Origin of the sequence: Actinosynnema sp. NPDC002837 (genome assembly GCF_040295345.1) — a bacterium.
In the GTDB taxonomy this organism is placed as follows: Bacteria; Actinomycetota; Actinomycetes; order Mycobacteriales; family Pseudonocardiaceae; genus Actinosynnema.
Window position 1 is genome coordinate 41,968 of record NZ_JBEOVG010000045.1, and the last position, 18,099, is coordinate 60,066.

Below are 18,099 nucleotides of genomic sequence, written 5' to 3' on the forward strand. Positions count from 1 at the left end.
ACCCCGACTGCCGCTCTTGTGTACTTGGAGGAGTGGAAGCCGTGGTCGCCGCGGAAGACGCCGGCAAGATCGGTGTCGCCGACAGGCTCGGGATCGAACCGGGCAGCGTGGTCCAGGAGATCGGCTGGGACGAGGACGTCGACGACGACCTCCGTGCCGCGATCGAGGAGCGGGTGGGCGGTGATCTGCTCGATGAGGACTCCGACGAGGTCATGGACGTGGTCCTGCTGTGGTGGCGCGAGGAGGACGGCGACCTCGCCGACGCCTTGATCAACGCCACCACCGCCCTGTCCGACGACGGCGTGATCTGGGTGCTGACGCCCAAGACAGGCCGGTCCGGTCACGTCGAGCCGAGTGACATCGCCGAGGCCGTGTCCACCGCGGGGCTCGCCCAGACCTCCAACATCCCGGCGAGCGGCGACTGGTCCGCGATCAGGCTCGTCGCGCCGAAGTCGGCCAAGACGAAGCGCTGACCGCGACCAGGCACGCCGACCGCCGGACATGCCCTAGGCTCGACGGCGGGCTCCCCGATCGGGTGGAGCCCGTTCTTCGGGTTGCACGGTTCCAGTGGAGGGTTGCATGGTCGAGGTCGGCGCGCAGGCACCTGACTTCACGCTCAACGACTACAACAAGCAGCCCGTGACGCTGTCCTCGTTCCGAGGTGAGCGCAACGTGCTGCTGGTGTTCTACCCGTTCGCGTTCAGCGGAATCTGCACCGGCGAGCTGTGCCAGGTGCGCGACGAGCTGGCCGCGTACGAGGACGAGAACGTGCAGGTCATCGGTGTGTCGGTGGACACACCGTTCAGCTTGAAGGCGTGGGCGGCCCAGGAGGGCTACCAGTTCCCGCTGCTGTCGGACTTCTGGCCGCACGGGCAGGTGGCCCAGGCGTACGGCGTGTTCAACGAGCAGGCGGGTCTGGCGAACCGCGGCACGTTCCTCATCGACACCGCCGGCGTGGTCCGCTACGCCGAGGTGAACGCCCCCGGTGAGCCGCGCGACCAGGAGGCGTGGAAGAAGGCCGTGGCAGCCTTGTCCTGATACCGTCCGGCGCCGGTCGCGGAGCCGGCCGGCGCTTCGGGGGCGCGTAGCTCAGCGGAAGAGCACTCGGTTTACACCCGAGCGGTCGCAGGTTCGAATCCTGCCGCGCCCACTGCGTCCCCTGGGGGTGCAACCCCCAGACCCCGCCCGGCGGGCTCCGCCCCCGGACCCCCGCCGTGGCTGTCGCCCCTGGCCCCCATATCGGCGGGCTTCGCTTCAGCGCTGTCGCGCCTTCGCTCCGCCCTTTCGAGATCCGCTGTGGTCCGGCTGCGGGCCTCGGGTCTCGTCCAGCCAGATCACGTGCACCCGCTGGACGCCTGCTGAACGGGAGCTGATCTCGAACAGGGTCCGTGCGTGCTCCGGGCTCTGGGAGTCGAGGCGGAAGTCGCCCTCGACCGAGTTGACCTCGGCGCGGTCGTCGTAGGCCAAGCCGTAGGCCGCGACCCGGAGGTCCTCCGCGTCGCCGTACTCCTCGACGATCGCGAACAGCCGCGGAGCTTCACCGGCCGCCGGCTCGTGCATCGACTCGTTCACGCGGTCCTCCTTTCCGCCGACTCGATCAGCTCGACGAGTTCGTCGCCGGTCAACAGGACGTTGCCCGCCTCCTCCGGAGTGACCAGCCAGATCGCCGCCGTGTCGCCGAGGGCGCTCGGTGGCAGCGGCATGGGCATGCCCTCGGCCACGACCCGAGCCTCGTCGCCCAGCAGTAGCGAGGGCAGCGGTGGCCGGACGAGGAAGTAGGCGATCGGCATGTTCGGGAAAGCCATCACCGGCGTCGGCACGGCGGCGAACCGAGCGTCGTCGGCCAACGCCATCACAAGGTTCTCGGAGACCATGAACGCGCCCAAGCGCGGACCGGTGACGGTGAGGATGTTGGGCTGGTGCAGTCCGGGCTTCGACCACCACTCGCGCACCCGGGCGACGTCCGTGGTCGCCTTACCGGACGGTTGGAGACAAGGGTCGGTGACCGGGGCTTCGTCCTCCGGATCCGCGAAGTGCCCGTTGTGCCAAATGGCTCCCGGCAGGACCGGCCAGCCCAGCTCGGCGTAGGTCAGAGCTGCGTGCAGGGTGATCCGTGTTGGCGTGTCCGGTGGGCTGGTTCGCACTCTCGTGCCCTTCTGCGGTGATCTCCGGTGGCCATCGCGGAAGTGGATGGCGGGGTCACGGTAGGCACCACTGAGCGTCACAAGTCGTACAAAATGTGTGACGGACGACCGGCTACGCTGAGGTCGTACCCAGGGCCGATGACCAGCGGAGGGCGGATGTCGGACACCCCCGAGGAGATCGGCGATCGTGTCCGCTACTGGCGCCTGCGCCGCAACCTGGGCCGCAAGCAGTTCGCCGACATGATCGGCCGGTCGACGTCGTGGCTGGACAAGGTCGAGTCCGGTGAGCGCGACCTGGCCCGCATCCGGATCATCGAGTTGGTCGCGGACGCGTTGTCGATCGACTCGACCGTTCTCACCGACGCGTCCGCGGCGGCTCGCGCCGCGAACTGCGTGGACGCGGCAGAGGTCACGGCGATCCGTGCCGCGCTCGGTCGCTACCCGGGCCTGGCGAACCCGGTTCGGGAACCGCGTGCGGTCGCTCAGCTGACCCGCCAGGCGGAGTACCTGGACCACGCCTGGGCCTCATCGCACTTCACCACGATCGCCCAACAGCTCCCGAAGCTGTTGGAGAACGCACAGGTGGTCGCTCTGGCGGCTTCGCCGGACGAGGAGGTGGAAGCCCACCGCGTCCTCGTCACGTCCTACCGCCTGGCGTCGTCGATGCTGCTCAAGTTCGAGAGCCACGACCTGGCCTGGCTGGCCGCCGACCGCTCCATGCACACCGCTCTGGCAGTGGACGACACCTGGTCACAAGCGCGGGCCACCCGCAGCGTCGCCCGCGCCATGACCGCCGCCCGTCAACGCGCGGAAGCCGTCGAGGTCCTCCTCGGCATGACCGACCGGATGCGCTTCGAGGTCCAGCGCGACCCCGGCGCCCTGCTCTCCCTCTACGGGATGCTCTACCTGGCCGCCGCCATCTCCGCCGCCGAGCAGGAGAACGCCGGGCCGGCATTGGCGATGCACGAGGAAGCGCTCCACGCGGCGGAACGCATGGAGCCTCACTACGCCGTCCACCACACGCACTTCGGTCGCGCCAACGTGGCGATTCACCGGGTGTCCGCTCTGGTCCGGCTCCACGAGGCGGAGGCAGCACTCCACCTCGCGAGCACCATCCCGCAGGGCGCTCTCAACGCCCTGCCGCCGGAGCGTCGAGCCAACTACCTGCTCGACCTGACGAAGGCCAACACCCACCGCGGCGACTACGCCGAAGCCGCCCGCACCCTGGCTCGGGCCGAACGCGTCGCACCACAGGAAGTCCGCTGCCGACCGGCGGCCCACACCGTGCTGCGCACGCTCCTGTCGACCACCACCGGTGAACCCGCCCGCCAGGTCCGCCAGATGGCTCACCGAGCCGGAGTGCCCGCATGACCGAACGAGTCCTGTACCTGATCGTCTGCGGCGCCGGCCCGGCTGATCGCATCGACGTCGCCATCGACCTCGCCCAGGACAGGGGCTGGTCGGTCTACTGCGTCGCCACGCCCGCCGCGGTTGAGCACTTCCTCGACCTGGACAAGGTCGAACAACTCACCGGCCACCCCGTCCGGACCGGTTACCAGCGCCAGGGGCAGTCGGCGCTACCTCGCGCCGATGCGGTCGTCGTCGCGCCCGCCACCTACAACACGATCAACAAATGGGCGGCCGGCATCGCCGACACCTACGTGCTGACGCAGCTCGCCGAACTCACCGGGCTCGGCGTGCCGATCGCCGTCCTGCCCTTCGTCAACACCGCCCTCGCCGCCAATCCGGTCCTCCACCGCAGCATCGACGCGTTGCGGTCGTCCGGCGTGAAGGTGCTGTTCGGCGAACGTGGCTTCCGCCCGCACCCACCGAGGACCGGCGGCAGCGTGCTGGCCGACTATCCGTGGCACCTGGCCCTTGACGCCGTCGAGTAGGTGGTGCGCCGGGTCCGCTGCCGCCGAGTGGCAGGTGCGGGCGGTAGTGAGTCGGGTGAGTGACGGTGGCAAGATCGCCCGAGTGGCTTCCCCCAGGTGCCTACTGAGCGTGCGCATCGACCTCGACTTCGGCGTCGGACTTTCGCGGGGACAATACTGAGCGTTGTGCCGGTCTTGGGCCGTTAGGGCGGAACCCGGTGTCGGCGTTGCGCCGAGCCGACGTCAAATCGCTGGTCGGCGGGAATCAGTGCCGGGTGCGGCCCTTGGCTCGGGACGGACAGCGACATCCGATTCGGCATCAGTGTGTCCGGTGTGCAACCGGGGGTCATTTTAGATAGGCCGATCGAGTGCATTCCGCCCTCTACCCGGTCGGCCGATCTTGCTTGTGCATCGTCGGAATCCGGGTACCAATTAGATGCAGGACTTCTTGAGGGCACCCGTCGCCGCTGTTCCAGCTGGATGGCGGAAGGACTGCCATCCGCACCACCCGGTAGGAGGTCACATGGGGTGGTTGGTGAAGTCCGGGCGTTCGGCACGGCGTGAGCCGTCCGGGCGTCGTACCTGGCAACGGGCTGCCGAAGTCTGCACGGACATCGGCAACCTCGGGACTGCCGGAGCCGGGGTGCTCGCGCTTGGCGGAGCGATGACCCCGACCTGGCTGGCCGGGGGCACCGCTGTTGTCGGATACCTGGGCGCTGCACTCTGCAAGTGGATGAGCGCCCGCCGGTGAACGCCGAGTCCACCGGTTGTTCCCGCTAGGGAGTCGGTGGCCCACCAGCCAGGTGGGCCACCGACCTGCCCTACAAGCACGGTGCTCTACCGCACAAGCCCTGTCAAAGGCCGTCGCGCTGAAGATGGCCGGGGAATACCACGTCCGGGGTGTTGACATCGTCGATTGTGACCGGCTGTGAAGCTGAGGTCGGCGAGTCGGGCTGCCGTCCTGGTGCTGCTGAAGGCGTTGGGGAGGCCGACTCCGGTCGGTAATTGAATGAAACTCGCGTTTTTGTGAGGGCGGGCTTATCGGGTGGAATGAGCCGGGCGTTACATTGCGGTCGCTGGGATAACGGTCGGGTGGACGTTGTAACGATCGTTCGGGGCTTGGCGATTCTCCGGCGTACATCGAATTTCGAGGAAGTGCGCCATGGAACAGCAGCAGACCTCTTACCCGCAGCCGTACCCCCAGCAGGTCGTGGTGAAGCCGACCAAGTTCGGCGCGCTCGCGTGGACGGCCCTCATTCTCGGCATCGTGGGAATTGTCGGCTCGCCCATCATCATCTTCAACAACCTGACCGCCGTCGTCGCCGGTGTCGGTTTCGTGCTCGGGTTCATCGGCCTCTTCGGCACCAAGAAGATCATCGCCGTGATCGGTGTCGTGCTCTGCGTGCTCGGCATCGTCTTCACCGTCATGGCCCAGCAAGCGGCGGTGGAGAAGTTGGACGAGATCATCAACGGCTCGACCAACCAGGGTCAGGTCAGCGGCGGCACGGACGGTGTCGCGCCGGTCGAGCAGAAGCCCGAGGCGGCAGCGGCGCCGCCCACCTGGGGCCAGCGCTACACCTGGGCCAACGGTCTGGCCGTCGAGGTTTCCGCGCCCACGCCGTGCACGCCCGGTGAGTACGCGGCGCCGTCGAACATCACTCGTGCGGCGAGAGTCACGGTGACCGTCACCAACGGCACCGACAAGCCGTTCGACGCCGGGCTGTTGTCGTTCGGCAGCGATGCGCAGTTCGACGGTCGGAAGGCGGAGACGGTGTTCGACTCCAGTGGCGGATGTGGGAGTGGCGGTTTGGAGAATGCCACGGTGCTGCCCGGCAAGACTTACACGTACGAGACGACTTTCGCGGTCGGTGCGCAGGCCGGCGAGCTTCAGATCACCCTTCAGCCCGATTTCGGTTCCGACAAGGCGGTGTTCGTCGGTCAGGCGTAAGTGCTGCTCGGTCGTTCGGTGACGGTGGTTCGGGGTGGGGCCGAGAGATCGGCTTCGGAGCGTTCGAGGGTGATGAGCACGTCGCCGACGGAGAGGTGGCCGGGACGGAGGACGGCGTGCTTGGCGCCGAAGGCGACGCCGTCGGCCCGGCGGCGGTAGGTGGCGAGGGTGCGCAGTGGTTCCGGGCCGGACTTGGTGCCGGTTGGTTGGTCGACCGTGGTGACGACGCAGCGGATCGCGGGTTTCGCGTAGCCCAGTTCGGCGTCGCCTGCGGTCAGGTGGAGGGTGTGGTCTTCCTCGTGGGCGTCCCAGCCGTCGACCACGATGTTCGGGCGGAAGCGGCTCATCGGCACCGGTTGGCCCCCGTGGGCGGTGATCCGGGTGTTCAGGTCGCGCAGTGAGGCCGTCGACATCAGGTGGATCGGGCAGCTGTCGGCGTAGGCGGACGTGCCCGGCGTGAGGCCGTCGGTGACGCGGTGGTGTTCGGGTGGGGCGAGCACCAGCCTGCTCGGCTTGCCCAGCACGGCGGTGAGCCAGGTGGCGACGTCCTCGCCCTGGTCGATCCCGGTGTACGGCCGGCCGAACAGGATGACCGGCCGCCGTGGCGCGGTCGAGTCGACCGGCACCCGGATCGTGCCCGCGCTGGGTGCGGAGAGGGTGAGGTGCTCGGCGTCGACGGACGGGTGGATGGTGGCCAGCAGCGGGTCGCGGCGTTGGGAGCGGTAGGTGCCGGTGAGGTCGGTGACGAGGAAGCGGCGGTCGTGGCCGAGGCCCGCACGGCCCAGCGCGGCGGTCGGCACGCTGAGCCCGGCGCAGCCCTTCACCGGGTAGTGGTACAGCGCGGAGATCGTCGCCATGGCGGCAACGGTAGCCGCAACGCCGGGCAACACGATTGCCGAATGTTGTCCAGCACCTGCGGTTTCGGCAATGATCCGGTATGGATCGCATCGATCGGGCAATAATCGAGCAGCTCCGTTCCGACGCCCGGCTCACGAACACCGAACTGGCCGACCGGGTGGGCCTGACCCCGGCGCCCTGCCTGCGCCGGGTGCGCCGCCTCGAACAGGACGGCGTCATCACCGGCTACCACGCCCGCGTCGACCCGGTCCGGACCGGCCGGGCGTTCGAGGTGATCGTCAACGTCGACCTCGTCGTCAAGGACCGGGCCACCGTCGCCAGGTTCGAGGAAGTGGTCGCGGGCTTCCCCGAGGTGGTCGAGTTCCGCCGGATGTTCGGCCTGCCCGACTACTTCCTCCGGGTCGCGACCGCGGACCTGGAGTCGTTCGAGCGCTTCGTCACCGACCGGCTGGAGGACGCGCCCGGCATCGGTCGCGTCGACTCCCACCTAAGCATGAAGACCGTCAAGCACGAGCCGTGACGCGGTCAGTCGGTGTGCCAGCGACCTTCGCGCAGCCGGTAGGTGCGGCCCCCGACGGTGGTCTCGAACGCGATCCAGCGGTCCATCGGGATCGGTGCGGTGAGCAGTTGTTCGCGCTCGTGGTCGGCGCAGGGGATCAGCCGGGACTGCTTGAGCTCGTCGGTCCGGGCGAACTCCGGGATCTGGGCGAAGCGGGTGGTGACGGTGGTGACGTCCAGGGTCCGGTCGAGCGGGATCGGGCCGTAGCCGCCGACGTCGTTGGTGCGGAACGCGACCGTGGTGCCGGCCCGTCTCGCCGCGGCGGCGGGCCAGCGCAGGGCGAGGTGGCCGAACCGGGTGCTGCCGCCCAGCGCGGCGGCCAGTCGGCGTTCCAGGGCGGTCAGCAGGGTGCGGTCGTCAACGCTGTTCACGGCGGTCGGAACTCCTTTTCGGCGGCGGAGGTGCAATAACCGTGACCCCTGGACGGGTGGAATGGTGAAGTCGATCGGCGAGCGGCAAGGGGTCTGAGTTCAGCGGCGGGACCGCCCGGTGCGGGCGATGAGGTGCGAAGATGCACGCTGAGGTGCGGCATTGGGCGTATTGGGTGGTGCCATCGGAAAGCAAGTCACTCGATGGTGTGATTATCGTTTTGCGACGGTGGTCGTGTGCTGAAGATTTCCTGAAGTCGTCCTTTCTCGCGAATGGTTCGACTGATCGGGCCGGCGGCTCGTACGACCGTTCGGCGCACCGACGTGCCGCTTGCCCCGGGTAGGCCGGATGGCCCATTAGGGGCTGCTCACCGGATCCCCCTATGTGGCATCCCCCTATGCCGGGGCGGGTCGAAGACGTAACTTCTTCGCATGTCGCCCAGGGCCGTCACCGCGGTGGTCGGTGTTGCGTTCTTCCTGGCCGGGTTGCTGATCATGCTGCTGCCCCTGTCCACCGACTCGCCGTCCGGGTTCTCCGTCTCCTGCGGCAACAGCGTGGGCTTCGGGTTCGACCGCGTCGCGGTCGAGGCGGAGGGCGCGGCGTTCCTCGAGATCTGCGGCCGGCTGCGTCTGGAGCGGTTGGCCTGGGCCGCTCCCGTCTGCGTGTTGGGTGCGTTGCTGGTGGTCGGGAGCGTCGTGGTGCGCCGCCGGTCGTCGGCTTAGCTACCTGCGAGTAGCTTCTAGTGCATGACGTGGATGGTTTACGGCGCTTACGGGTTCACCGGCACGCTGGTGGCGGAACTGGCCGTGCGACGCGGGTTGCGGCCGGTGCTGGCCGGGCGGGACGCGGCGAAGGTGCGGCCCCTCGCCGAACGGCTGGGGCTGGAGCACCGGGTCTTCGACCTCCGGGACGCGGCGCGAGCGCTCCGGGACGTGGACGCGGTCGCCCACTGCGCCGGGCCGTTCTCGTCCACCTCAAGGCCGATGGTGGACGCCTGCCTGGAGTCCGGGACGCACTACGTCGACATCACCGGCGAGATCGACGTGTTCGAGGCCGTCAGCCGGCGTGACGAGGAGGCGAAGCGCGCCGGCGTGGTGCTGCTTCCCGGCGCCGGGTTCGACGTCGTCCCCACCGACTGCCTCGCCGCGATGCTGCACGACGCCCTGCCCACGGCCACGCACCTCGACCTCGCGTTCGTGGTCCAGGGCGGCGCCAGCACGGGCACGGCGCTGACCGCCGTCGAAGGCTCGGGCGGTGGGGGACGGGCGCGGGTGGACGGCGAGATCCGCGGCGTCCGGCTCGGCCACCGTCGACGCACGGCGCACTTCCGCGACCGGCCGAGGGAGGTCGGCGCCATCCCGTGGGGCGACGTGAGCACGGCCTACCGGTCCACCGGCATCCCGAACGTCACGACGTTCACCACGATCCCGGGCGTGCTGGGCAAGCTCCAGCCGCTCACCGCGCCGCTGCTGCGCACCGACCTGGCCCAACGGCTCGGCCGGGCGCTGGCCGGGCGCATCGGCGGCCCGAGCGCCGCGACCAGGGCCAAGACCCGCTGCGAGGTGTTCGGCGAGGTCTGGGACGACGAGGGCCACCGGGTCCGCGCCGCGCTCACCGGGCCGAACGCCTACGACCTCACCGCCGACTCGGTGGTCCGAGCCGTGCAACGCCTCGCCGGCACGACCCCCGGCGCGCACACGCCGTCCAGCGCGTTCGGCTCCGACTACGTCCGAGCGCTGGACGGCGTGGTGGTCAGCGAGCCGACAACAGTGAGGTGATCTCCTGCGCCGCGCTGCCCGCCTCGAGCAGGTGGCGCAGGTTCTCCGGCAGCACGTCGCCGCGCTTCTGCACGGCCTGCGCGTACAGCCGCCCGGCGCGGTAGGACGAGCGGACCAGGGGACCGGCCATGACACCGGAGAACCCGATGCCCTCGGCGGTCTCCTTGTGGGTCACGAACTCCTCCGGCTTCACCCACCGCTCCACGGGGTGGTGCCGGGGCGAGGGCCGCAGGTACTGCGTGATGGTGATGATCTCGCAGCCCGCGTCGTACAGGTCGCTCAACGCCTCGGTGACCTCGTCCGGCGTCTCGCCCATGCCCAGGATCAGGTTGGACTTCGTCACCAGGCCGGCCTCGCGGGCCGCGGTGATGACCTCCAGCGACCGCTCGTAGCGGAACGCGGGCCGGATGCGCTTGAAGATCCGCGGCACGGTCTCCAGGTTGTGCGCCAGCACCTCGGGCCGCGACGAGAACACCTCGGCCAGCTGCTCGGGCACCGCGTTGAAGTCCGGGATCAGCAGCTCGACGCCGGTGCCCGGGTTCAGCTCGTGGATCTGGCGGACGGTCTCCGCGTACAGCCACGCGCCGCCGTCGGCCAGGTCGTCACGCGCCACGCCGGTCACGGTCGAGTAGCGCAGCCCCATGGCCTGCACCGACTCCGCCACCCGCCGCGGTTCGTCGCGGTCCAGGTCGGCGGGCTTGCCGGTGTCGATCTGGCAGAAGTCGCAGCGACGGGTGCACTGCTCGCCACCGATCAGGAAGGTGGCCTCCCGGTCTTCCCAGCACTCGTAGATGTTGGGACAACCGGCCTCTTCGCACACCGTGTGCAGGCCCTCGCGTTTGACCAGGCCCTTGAGCTCCCGGTACTCGGGGCCCATCTTCGCCTTGGTCTTGATCCACGAGGGCTTCTTCTCGATGGGCGTTTGGCTGTTGCGGACTTCCAGCCGCAGCAGCTTCCGACCTTCAGGTACGACGGTCACGACTTCAACCCTACGTCACGAGGGGTCGGGCGCGACGCCCGTGAGCTCGGCCGTCAGGTCCCACAAGCGGCTCGCCGCGAGGTCGTCACGGGCGGCCGTCGTCGACCCCGCCGGCGCCGGGTGGCCGCGCATCCCCCAAAAACCGTCCGGCCCGTAGTAGCCGCCCGGTTCGACGTCCGGCGACGTCGCCGCGTAGAGCTGCGGCAACGCCCCCACCTCGACCGATTGCGAGAAGAAGTCGCTGATCTTGGCGCCGAGGCCGAGCAGCGCGTTGCCCTGGGCCCGCGCCATGTTGGCGCTCAGCTCGGTCGCGGTGACGCCGGGGTGGGCCGCGACGGACGTCACGTCCAGGCCCGCCGCGCGGGTGCGCCGGTCCAGCTCCCTCATGAACAGCAGGTTCGCCAGCTTGGACTGCCCGTAGGCGCCCCACGACGTGTACCGGCGCACCTCGTAGTTCGGGTCGGCCAGGTCGAGCCGGCCCGCCTGGTGGGCCAGGCTGGACACGGTGACCACGCGCGCGCCCGGCCGCGTGCGCAACGCGGGCATCAGCAGCCACGTGAGCGCGGCGTGGCCGAGGTGGTTGGTGCCGAACTGGCGCTCGAAGCCGTCGGCGGTGCGCCCCAGCGGCACCGCCATCACGCCCGCGTTGTTGACCAGCACGTCCAGCGCGTCACCGGTGCGCTCGCGCACCAGCGCCGCGGCCGAGCGGACCGAGGACAGGTCGGCCAGGTCCAGCGGCACCAGCTCGGCCTTGCCGCCGCCGGCGAGCACGCGCTCCAGCGCGCGTTGCCCGCGTTCGGGGGACCGGCAGGCCAGCAGGACGTGCGCGCCCTTGCCCGCCAGCACCTCGGCGGTGCGCAGGCCGAGGCCCGAGTTGGCCCCGGTGACCAGCGCGGTGCGCCCGCCCTGGTCCGGGATGTCCGCGGTGTCCCACTTCCGGGCGTTCCACTTCGGCATGCTCAACACCTACCAGGCGCTCAGGCGCTCTTGGCAAGCCTGCGGTGCCTGCCCGCCACGACGGCCGGTCGGGTGCGGAGCAGGCCCGCGAACGCCGCGCCGACGCGGGCGATCTCCGCGCTCGGCTCGGACAGCTCCGCCAAGCCCGCCGTCAGGGCCAGCATCCGCTGCTCCCGCTCGACGGCCTCGGCGGACGTCAGGTGCGCGTCAAGCACCGCGCGCAGCACCGGCTGCTCGGCGGCCAGCGCGCGCCACGTGCGGGCCACGGTCTCGACGCGGTCGTCGTCGCTGTCCTCCAGCGCCGCGCCGAGCCGTCCGGTGAGCTGCTGCATCCAGCGGTAGTGCAACGCCAGGAGCAGGTCTTCCTCGGTGGCGAACAGGTCGCGGTCGAACGTCAGGGGTGCCGCGGGATCCCCCGCCGCGGCGCGGAGCACGGCGTCCAGAGCGTCGCGCCGCCGGTAGAAGTCGGACCAACTCATGATCACGCCCTCCTCTCGTGGTGACCGGCGTCATACCTCAGGTCTGTGGCATACCGTCGGTATGGCCGATGAGGCGAACATACCACGAGTACGTACCGCCGGTATGTCGTACGGTTGTGAACGTGGTGACAGTGCGGTCGAGGCGGTTGGACTACTCGGAGTCGACGAGGCAGGCCCTCGTGGACAGTGCCGTCGAGCTGTTCACCAAACGCGGGTACGCGGGCACTTCGCTGGACGAGGTGGCGAAGCGGGCCCGCCTCACCAAGGGCGCGCTCTACCACCACTTCAGCGGCAAGCAGGCGTTGTTCGAGGCCGCCTTCGACTCGGTGGAGACCAAGTTCATCGAGAAGCTCGGCGAGATCGTCAGCGCGCCCGGCGACCCGTGGGAGACCGCCATCGCGGGCCTGCGCGCGTACGTCCGGGTCTGCCTGGAGCCCGCCTACCAGCGCATCGTGATCCACGAGGCGCCGGTGGTGATGGGCTGGGAGCGCTGGCGGGAGGCCGAGGAGCACTTCAGCTACGGCCTGCTGCGCTCCACGATCGAGGTCTTGGTCACGTCCGGCGAGCTGGAGCAGCTCCCCGTGGAGACCATGAGCCGCCTGCTGTTCGGCGCCCTCTCGGCGGGCGCCAGCACCATCGCCGGCGCGTCGGACCCGCGCAAGGCCAGCGCCGAGGTGGAACGCACCATCGTCCGCGTCGTCGAAGGGCTGCGCGTCCGGGACGTGCCCGCGCCCGTCGCGGTCGAGGAGAAGCGATCACGGTCACGTCGCCGGTGAAGACGCTCGGATCGCGGGCCTCCCGCGCGGCCGACTAGCGTCGGCGGGGTGGAACTCCGCATCTTCACCGAGCCCCAGCAAGGGGCGTCCTACGACCAGCTGCTGGCGGTGGCGCGCACCGCCGAGGCCGCTGGCTACGGCGCGTTCTTCCGCTCCGACCACTACCTCAAGATGGGCGGCGTCGACGGCCTGCCCGGCCCGACGGACGCCTGGATCACGCTCGCCGGCCTCGCCCGCGACACCGAGACGATCCGACTGGGCACGCTGGTGACCGCCGCCACCTTCCGCCACCCCGGCCCGCTGGCCATCTCCGTGGCGCAGGTGGACCAGATGTCCGGCGGCCGGGTCGAGTTCGGCCTCGGTGCGGGCTGGTTCGAGGCCGAGCACACCGCGTACGGCCTGCCGTTCCCCGCCACCCGCGAGCGCTTCGAGCGGTACGAGGAGCAGCTGGAGATCATCACCGGCCTCTGGAACACGCCCGCCGGCCAGACCTACGACTTCGACGGCAAGCACTACACCCTGGCCGACTCGCCCGCGCTGCCCAAGCCCGTTGGCCGGATCCCGGTGGTGGTCGGCGGCACGGGCCGCAAGCGCACGCCCGCGCTCGCGGCGAAGTTCGCCGACGAGTTCAACCTGCCGTTCCAGCCCATGGACAGCGCCGTCGAGGTGCTGGCGCGCGTGGACGCGGCGTGCGCCGAGATCGGCCGCGACCCGGCGGAGATCACCCGTTCCGCGGCCCTGGTGGTGTGCGTGGGGCGTGACGACGCCGAGGTCGCCCGCCGGGCCGCCGTCATCGGCCGCGAGGTCGACGAACTGCGGCAGAACGGCCTGGCCGGCACGCCGGACGAGGTCGTCGACAAGCTCGGCTCGTGGCGCGAGAAGACCGGCATCAGCCGGGCCTACCTCCAGGTCCTCGACCTGGCCGACCTCGACCACGTGGAGCTGATCGCGGAGGCCGTCGCGCCTCAGCTGCGCAGCTGACCGGCGACGTCCGAAGCGGCGGTGAGCAGGACGAGCACGGGCACGACGGCGGCCGGCCGCAGCCGGTAGCTCCCGCGCTTGTCCTGCTCCACCACACCGGACGCCGTCAACGCCTTCAAGTGGTGGTACAGCTGGCCGGTCGACCCCAGCCCGGCCGCCTCCTGCAACGCCGTCGCGGGTCGGTCGCCCCGGGCGAGCAGGGCGCGCACGATCTCTACCCGCGCCGGGTGCGCCAACGCCGACAGCACCTCGATCCGGGGCCGGTCGGGCAACGACAGCGCGCGCTCCGGCGTCACTTCCATCCGCCACGAGACCTGGCCGTCGCCCACCGCGACCTGCCCGCCGTAGCCGAACTCGCCGCCGTCCTCGTCCGACGACGGGAGCGCCTGCCGCGCGCCGCCCTCCAACGCGGCCACGCGTTGCTCCAGCTCGGCAAGTCGCTGCACCAAGTCCATCGCGGTGATCCTACGAGAGGCTCAGGTGGAATTCCCGCAGGACATCGGGCTCCACCAGGGCCGTGCGGACCAACCGCGCCAACTCGTCCGACCGCGCGTGCCAGGCCTCGTCGACCTCCCTGGTCAACACCGCCGCGCTGCCGACCCGACCGTCCTCCCAGCGCACGCTGCAACCGACCGTGACGATGCCCGGCAGCGACCCGCCCTTGACCCCGACGCCCACCACCCCCGGCGGCACGGGGTTACCGCGTTCGAGGTGCCCGCGAGCCAGTGGCGCGGACGCCGCCGCCCGGTGCGCCCGGTCGACTGCCGCCGCCGTGCCCGTCCACGTGCCCCTCGCCCAGGCGCGCTGCGCCTGGTAGCTCTTCGGGACGTCCGGGAACTTCCCGAGCACCTCCAACCGCAACCGCGGGTCCCGCAGGTAGTCCCGCACGTCCACCCGCCTGCCGAGCACGAGGTGCAGCCACTCGGCCAGGATCTCCGGCGCCTCCAGCCCGGTGTCCCGGACCGGCCCCTCGCCCACCCGCTGCCGGACGAAGTCCGCGGCGGCGTTGTCGCTGTGCCGGACCATCACCGCGACCAGCTCGTCGAGCCGCACGAACCGCCGCGGGTCGTCGGCCGTGACGCCGTTCGAGAATGGGATGTCCAACGCCCGCAACGCCGCCTGGTGCGCGCCACCGTCCAAGCCCAGGTAGTACTGCTCCCAGTCCCCGACGCGCACCTTCTCGTCGGGCCTGACCAGCCCGCGCTCGACACCCTTCGCGTACGCGGCCACGTGCGCGACCTTCACCGCCGACGCCAACGGCTGCCGCTCGTGGGACCGGTGCGCGATCCGGCCACCGCGCCCGTCGTCCAGCACCGCGGCCACGTGCCGCCGGTTCGCGCGTAACCAGCCGAGCCAGTCGTCGGGAGCCGCGTTCGCGCCGGCCGCGGGCAGCAAGGTGGCGACACCGGCCACCCCGCACGCTCGGAACAGGTGTCGTCGAGTCAGGAGCACGACGAATCTCCCTCCAATAGTCCGTAATTCCGGAATACTAGAGAGGGAGGGTCGCCCTGTCAGCCCGCCTGAACGGCGAACGTCACCCCGGCCGCCACCGGCTGCGCGCGGACCAGCGTCCGCTCGGTCACCGGCAGGTCGCCGTTCAACGCGTCGACGACCGCCTGGCGCGCCAGCGGCAGCACCTCGGCCACCGTCACGTCCCGCCCCAGCTCCCGCGACAACGACGCCACCCCGGCGTCCCGGATGCCGCACGGGATGATGTCCCCGAACGCCGCCAGGTCCGCGTCGCAGTTGATCTCGAACCCGTGCATGGTGACGCCGCGCTGCACCCGGATCCCGATCGCCGCGACCTTGCGCTCCACACCCTTGTCATCGGCCGGGACCCACACACCGCTACGCCCCTCGACCCGACCCGTGCGCACGCCCAGCTGGTCGCACACGTGGATCAACGCCTGCTCCAGCCTCCGCACGTACTGCACGACGTCCAACGGCTCGGCCAACCCCACGATCGGGTAGCCGACCAGCTGGCCCGGCCCGTGCCACGTGATCTTCCCGCCCCGGTCCACGTCGACGACCGGCACGTCACCGCCCTTGGGCCGCTCCTCGGGCTCGGTGCGCCGACCGCACGTGTAGACGGGCGGGTGCTCCAGCAGCAACATCGTGTCGCCGATCGCGCCGTTCGCGCGCTCCTCGGCGAGCTCCCGTTGCAGGTCCCACGCGGCCAGGTAGTCGATGGTGCCCAGCTCGCGCACCTCGATCGGGTCCGTCGAGGTGCGGCAGGAAAGGTCAGGACTGCTCACGTCTCGACATTACGCCCACGGGCACCAGCCCCAGGGCGTGGGCGACCACGAGACCCACCCCGACCACGGCCAACACCGCGCCGACCGTGTCGGTGAACCAGTGCATCTCCAGCACGACCCGACTGGCCGCCGTCAACACCACCGCCGTGCACGCCAGCACCACGGCCGACCTCAGGTGCCGGCGGGCCAACCACGCGCACAGCACCACACCCGTGAACGCGACCGCCGTGACCGCCGTGACGTGCCCACTCGGGTAGGCCCACTTCGGGAACTCGATCGGCCGAACCCGCTGGTAGGCGTACCGGGCCAGCACGGTCGACCAGCAGGCGGCCAACAGCACCGCGGCCCGCGCCAACAACGGGTCCTTCGCCAACAGCGCGCGCAGCCCCAGCGAGATCAACGCGATCGTCGCCAACCCCGGGCTGAGCACGAAGCTGACCAGCACCGACGCGTGCTCGAACCCCGTCCCGAGCCCCAGCGCCGTCCGCCGCAGCCCTTCGTCCAACGCGGGCGGCTCCTCGCGGACGGTGACGCCCAGCACCATCGAGGCCAGCGCCAGCACGACCCCGATCAGCGCACCCATCACCTCTCGACGGCCGCCGCCACGGCCGCACCGAGGGCGGGGTGCAGGAACCGGAACCCGCGCTGCTCCAACACCCGCGGCACCGCCCTCTGACCGGCGAGCAGACCCTCTTCGGCGACCTGGCCCAACACCGCCTTCAACACGAACGCGGGCGCCACCCACGGCGTCGGCCGGTGCAGCGCGTGCCCCACCGTCCGGGTGAACTCCGCGTTCGTGACCGGACTGGGGGCGGTGATGTTCACCGGCCCCGAGACGTCGTGCTCGACCACGAACCGGATGGCCGCGATCGCGTCGTCCAACGAGATCCACGGCATGTACTGCCGCCCGTCACCGAGCCGCCCGCCCAGGAAGAACGCGAACAACGGCTTGATCTTCCCGAACAACCCACCAGCCGGACTGATGACCAACCCCGTCCGCATCCTCACCACCCGCGCGTGCTCGTCCGCGGGCGCGGTCGCGGCCTCCCACTGCCGGCACAACTCCGCCAGGAACCCCGTGCCCGACGGGCTGGTCTCGTCCACCACCTCGTCACCGGTGTCGCCGTAGTACCCGATCGCACTGGCGTTGACCAGCACCGGAACCCCGTGCTCCACCACCGCCGCCGCCAACACCTCCGTCGGCACCGTGCGGCTGTCCAACAACACCTGCTTCCGCGCGTCACTCCACCGCTTGTCCGCAACCCCCGCCCCGCACAGGTTCACCACCGCGTCCACGCCGTCCAGCGCACCACCGTCGATCCGCCCGGCAGGCGGGTCCCAACCACGCTCGTCGGGCCCCGAGGGCCGCCGCCGAACCAACCGCAGGACCTCGTGCCCACCACCGCGCAACGCGGCCACCAAACTGGTGCCGATCAAGCCCGACGATCCCGCGACCACAACACGCATGCCTTGATCGTCTCGCAGCAAGGGCCCGGTTGCACAGCGGCGAACGTGTCACCCCCACCACGCCCCGGTCGACGCCTTCGGCCGAAACCCCCGGTCGCCCGGCCGCGAAATGCCATGCTGAACCGATGGTGAGGCACGAGAACGCCGACTTCCCCGAATACTGGGACTCCGTCAGGATCCGCCGGAGGCACGTGCCCTTCCTCCGGGCGTTCTTCGGTGTCTTCACCGTTGTCGCCGCGGTGATGCTGTTGCTGCTCGGCGTGGGAGCGGCGGACCGCGCGAACGACCTCCGCGCCCAGGCCACGGTGGAGTCGGAACTGCCCGGCGGCCACCGGAACTGCCACAAGTACCAGATGTCGTACTCGACACCGGAAGGGCGCTCGCGCTCGGTGGCGATGTGCTCGAAGTACGACGAGCTGACGGTCGGCCAGTCCGTCACCGTCCGCTACTCGCCGGAGGACCCGACCGGCCACGTCGTCCTCGACGGCGAGGACTCGCTGACCGTCGTGCTGTTCGCCCTGGGCGCAGCCCTGGGCTTCGCCGTCGGGGTGACCGGCTCGTGGTTCGCCTGGCGTCGACCGGAGTCCCTGCTCAGGCTCGGCCTGCGGTTCTAGGGCGGTACCACGCGGCCGGCGAGGAGGTGCTCACGACCTTCGCCGACGCTCGCCGAACAGG

The 18,099-nt window shown here is 70.5% G+C and carries 23 protein-coding genes and 1 tRNA gene; 12 read left to right on the top strand and 12 right to left on the bottom strand.

Annotated features, from left to right (window positions below; genetic code table 11):
* The first annotated feature begins 41 nt into the window (after positions 1–41).
* From ABTZ99_RS26765 to ABTZ99_RS26775, 3 genes are all read left to right on the top strand, one after another.
* Positions 42–473 carry a DUF3052 domain-containing protein gene (locus tag ABTZ99_RS26765; RefSeq protein ID WP_498773535.1) on the top strand — a complete coding sequence of 144 codons (432 nt, stop codon included), beginning with the start codon at positions 42–44 and terminating at the stop codon, positions 471–473.
* A 106-nt stretch (positions 474–579) separates the two neighbouring features.
* Positions 580–1,038, top strand: a complete 459-nt coding sequence (locus ABTZ99_RS26770) for a peroxiredoxin (protein WP_387488623.1) — start codon at positions 580–582, stop codon at positions 1,036–1,038.
* Positions 1,039–1,078: 40 nt separating this feature from the next.
* Positions 1,079–1,150 (top strand) — tRNA-Val (locus ABTZ99_RS26775).
* Positions 1,151–1,254: 104 nt separating this feature from the next.
* Here the strand turns inward: ABTZ99_RS26775 and ABTZ99_RS26780 are convergent.
* Positions 1,255–1,572, bottom strand: a complete 318-nt coding sequence (locus ABTZ99_RS26780; protein WP_499614983.1) for a hypothetical protein — start codon at positions 1,570–1,572, stop codon at positions 1,255–1,257.
* On the bottom strand, positions 1,569–2,144 hold the full coding sequence (locus ABTZ99_RS26785) for a bifunctional DNA primase/polymerase (RefSeq protein WP_499614985.1): 576 nt from the start codon (positions 2,142–2,144) through the stop codon (positions 1,569–1,571). Before ABTZ99_RS26785 ends, ABTZ99_RS26780 begins: the two co-directional genes overlap by 4 nt.
* Before the next feature lie 156 nt (positions 2,145–2,300).
* Here ABTZ99_RS26785 and ABTZ99_RS26790 point away from each other — a divergent pair, with 156 nt between their 5' ends.
* From ABTZ99_RS26790 to ABTZ99_RS26800, 3 genes are all read left to right on the top strand, one after another.
* Positions 2,301–3,515 (top strand): helix-turn-helix domain-containing protein, encoded by a 1,215-nt coding sequence (locus ABTZ99_RS26790; protein ID WP_499614987.1) that lies wholly within the window; start codon positions 2,301–2,303, stop codon positions 3,513–3,515.
* On the top strand, positions 3,512–4,039 hold the full coding sequence (locus ABTZ99_RS26795; protein ID WP_499614989.1) for a flavoprotein: 528 nt from the start codon (positions 3,512–3,514) through the stop codon (positions 4,037–4,039). The genes ABTZ99_RS26790 and ABTZ99_RS26795 overlap by 4 nt, the downstream gene beginning before the upstream one ends.
* Positions 4,040–5,180: 1,141 nt before the next feature.
* A complete protein-coding gene (locus ABTZ99_RS26800; protein WP_499614992.1) occupies positions 5,181–5,966 on the top strand; it encodes a hypothetical protein in 786 nt (261 codons plus the stop codon).
* Here ABTZ99_RS26800 and ABTZ99_RS26805 read toward each other — a convergent pair.
* On the bottom strand, positions 5,957–6,823 hold the full coding sequence (locus ABTZ99_RS26805) for an MOSC domain-containing protein (RefSeq protein WP_499614994.1): 867 nt from the start codon (positions 6,821–6,823) through the stop codon (positions 5,957–5,959). The two genes, ABTZ99_RS26800 and ABTZ99_RS26805, sit on opposite strands and share 10 nt — an antisense overlap.
* Before the next feature lie 80 nt (positions 6,824–6,903).
* On the opposite strand from ABTZ99_RS26805, the gene ABTZ99_RS26810 reads away from it, so the two are divergent.
* Positions 6,904–7,344 (top strand): Lrp/AsnC family transcriptional regulator, encoded by a 441-nt coding sequence (locus ABTZ99_RS26810; protein ID WP_499614997.1) that lies wholly within the window; start codon positions 6,904–6,906, stop codon positions 7,342–7,344.
* Positions 7,345–7,349: 5 nt separating this feature from the next.
* Here ABTZ99_RS26810 and ABTZ99_RS26815 read toward each other — a convergent pair whose 3' ends face one another.
* Positions 7,350–7,754 carry a TIGR04141 family sporadically distributed protein gene (locus ABTZ99_RS26815; RefSeq protein WP_498773552.1) on the bottom strand — a complete coding sequence of 135 codons (405 nt, stop codon included), beginning with the start codon at positions 7,752–7,754 and terminating at the stop codon, positions 7,350–7,352.
* Positions 7,755–8,183: 429 nt separating this feature from the next.
* Between ABTZ99_RS26815 and ABTZ99_RS26820 the strand changes: the two genes are divergently transcribed.
* Together ABTZ99_RS26820 and ABTZ99_RS26825 are read left to right on the top strand one after the other, a co-directional pair.
* Entirely contained in the window at positions 8,184–8,474 is a 291-nt protein-coding gene (locus tag ABTZ99_RS26820; protein WP_499614999.1) for a hypothetical protein, read from the top strand.
* Between the two features lie 24 nt (positions 8,475–8,498).
* Positions 8,499–9,530 carry a saccharopine dehydrogenase family protein gene (locus ABTZ99_RS26825; protein ID WP_498773556.1) on the top strand — a complete coding sequence of 344 codons (1,032 nt, stop codon included), beginning with the start codon at positions 8,499–8,501 and terminating at the stop codon, positions 9,528–9,530.
* Here ABTZ99_RS26825 and lipA read toward each other — a convergent pair.
* From lipA to ABTZ99_RS26840, 3 genes are read right to left on the bottom strand one after another with little or no spacing between them, the layout of a single operon-like run.
* Positions 9,505–10,509 (bottom strand): lipoyl synthase, encoded by a 1,005-nt coding sequence (gene lipA / locus ABTZ99_RS26830; protein ID WP_498773558.1) that lies wholly within the window; start codon positions 10,507–10,509, stop codon positions 9,505–9,507. The genes ABTZ99_RS26825 and lipA overlap by 26 nt on opposite strands.
* Before the next feature lie 15 nt (positions 10,510–10,524).
* Entirely contained in the window at positions 10,525–11,466 is a 942-nt protein-coding gene (locus ABTZ99_RS26835; protein WP_499615001.1) for an oxidoreductase, read from the bottom strand.
* Positions 11,467–11,486: 20 nt separating this feature from the next.
* Complete coding sequence (locus ABTZ99_RS26840; RefSeq protein WP_498773562.1) at positions 11,487–11,945, bottom strand: hypothetical protein; 459 nt, start codon at positions 11,943–11,945, stop codon at positions 11,487–11,489.
* 131 nt (positions 11,946–12,076) lie between these two features.
* Here ABTZ99_RS26840 and ABTZ99_RS26845 point away from each other — a divergent pair, with 131 nt between their 5' ends.
* Together ABTZ99_RS26845 and ABTZ99_RS26850 are read left to right on the top strand one after the other, a co-directional pair.
* Complete coding sequence (locus ABTZ99_RS26845) at positions 12,077–12,721, top strand: TetR/AcrR family transcriptional regulator (protein WP_498774081.1); 645 nt, start codon at positions 12,077–12,079, stop codon at positions 12,719–12,721.
* Positions 12,722–12,769: 48 nt separating this feature from the next.
* Positions 12,770–13,702, top strand: coding sequence for an LLM class F420-dependent oxidoreductase (locus tag ABTZ99_RS26850; protein ID WP_498773563.1), 933 nt, complete (start codon positions 12,770–12,772; stop codon positions 13,700–13,702).
* Here the strand turns inward: ABTZ99_RS26850 and ABTZ99_RS26855 are convergent.
* The 5 genes from ABTZ99_RS26855 to ABTZ99_RS26875 are packed head-to-tail and all read right to left on the bottom strand — an operon-like array spanning position 13,687 to position 17,424.
* Positions 13,687–14,157: an ArsR/SmtB family transcription factor gene (locus ABTZ99_RS26855; RefSeq protein ID WP_498773565.1), complete on the bottom strand. Its 471-nt coding sequence runs from the start codon at positions 14,155–14,157 to the stop codon at positions 13,687–13,689. The two genes, ABTZ99_RS26850 and ABTZ99_RS26855, sit on opposite strands and share 16 nt — an antisense overlap.
* A gap of 10 nt (positions 14,158–14,167) precedes the next feature.
* Complete coding sequence (locus ABTZ99_RS26860) at positions 14,168–15,154, bottom strand: serine hydrolase (RefSeq protein WP_499615005.1); 987 nt, start codon at positions 15,152–15,154, stop codon at positions 14,168–14,170.
* A gap of 59 nt (positions 15,155–15,213) precedes the next feature.
* Positions 15,214–15,957, bottom strand: a complete 744-nt coding sequence (gene lipB / locus ABTZ99_RS26865) for a lipoyl(octanoyl) transferase LipB (RefSeq protein ID WP_498773569.1) — start codon at positions 15,955–15,957, stop codon at positions 15,214–15,216.
* Positions 15,944–16,540, bottom strand: a complete 597-nt coding sequence (locus ABTZ99_RS26870; protein WP_499615006.1) for a phosphatase PAP2 family protein — start codon at positions 16,538–16,540, stop codon at positions 15,944–15,946. Before ABTZ99_RS26870 ends, lipB begins: the two co-directional genes overlap by 14 nt.
* Positions 16,540–17,424, bottom strand: a complete 885-nt coding sequence (locus ABTZ99_RS26875; protein WP_498773573.1) for a TIGR01777 family oxidoreductase — start codon at positions 17,422–17,424, stop codon at positions 16,540–16,542. Before ABTZ99_RS26875 ends, ABTZ99_RS26870 begins: the two co-directional genes overlap by 1 nt.
* 125 nt (positions 17,425–17,549) lie before the next feature.
* Here ABTZ99_RS26875 and ABTZ99_RS26880 point away from each other — a divergent pair, with 125 nt between their 5' ends.
* Positions 17,550–18,038, top strand: coding sequence for a DUF3592 domain-containing protein (locus tag ABTZ99_RS26880; RefSeq protein WP_499615009.1), 489 nt, complete (start codon positions 17,550–17,552; stop codon positions 18,036–18,038).
* Positions 18,039–18,099 lie beyond the last annotated feature (61 nt).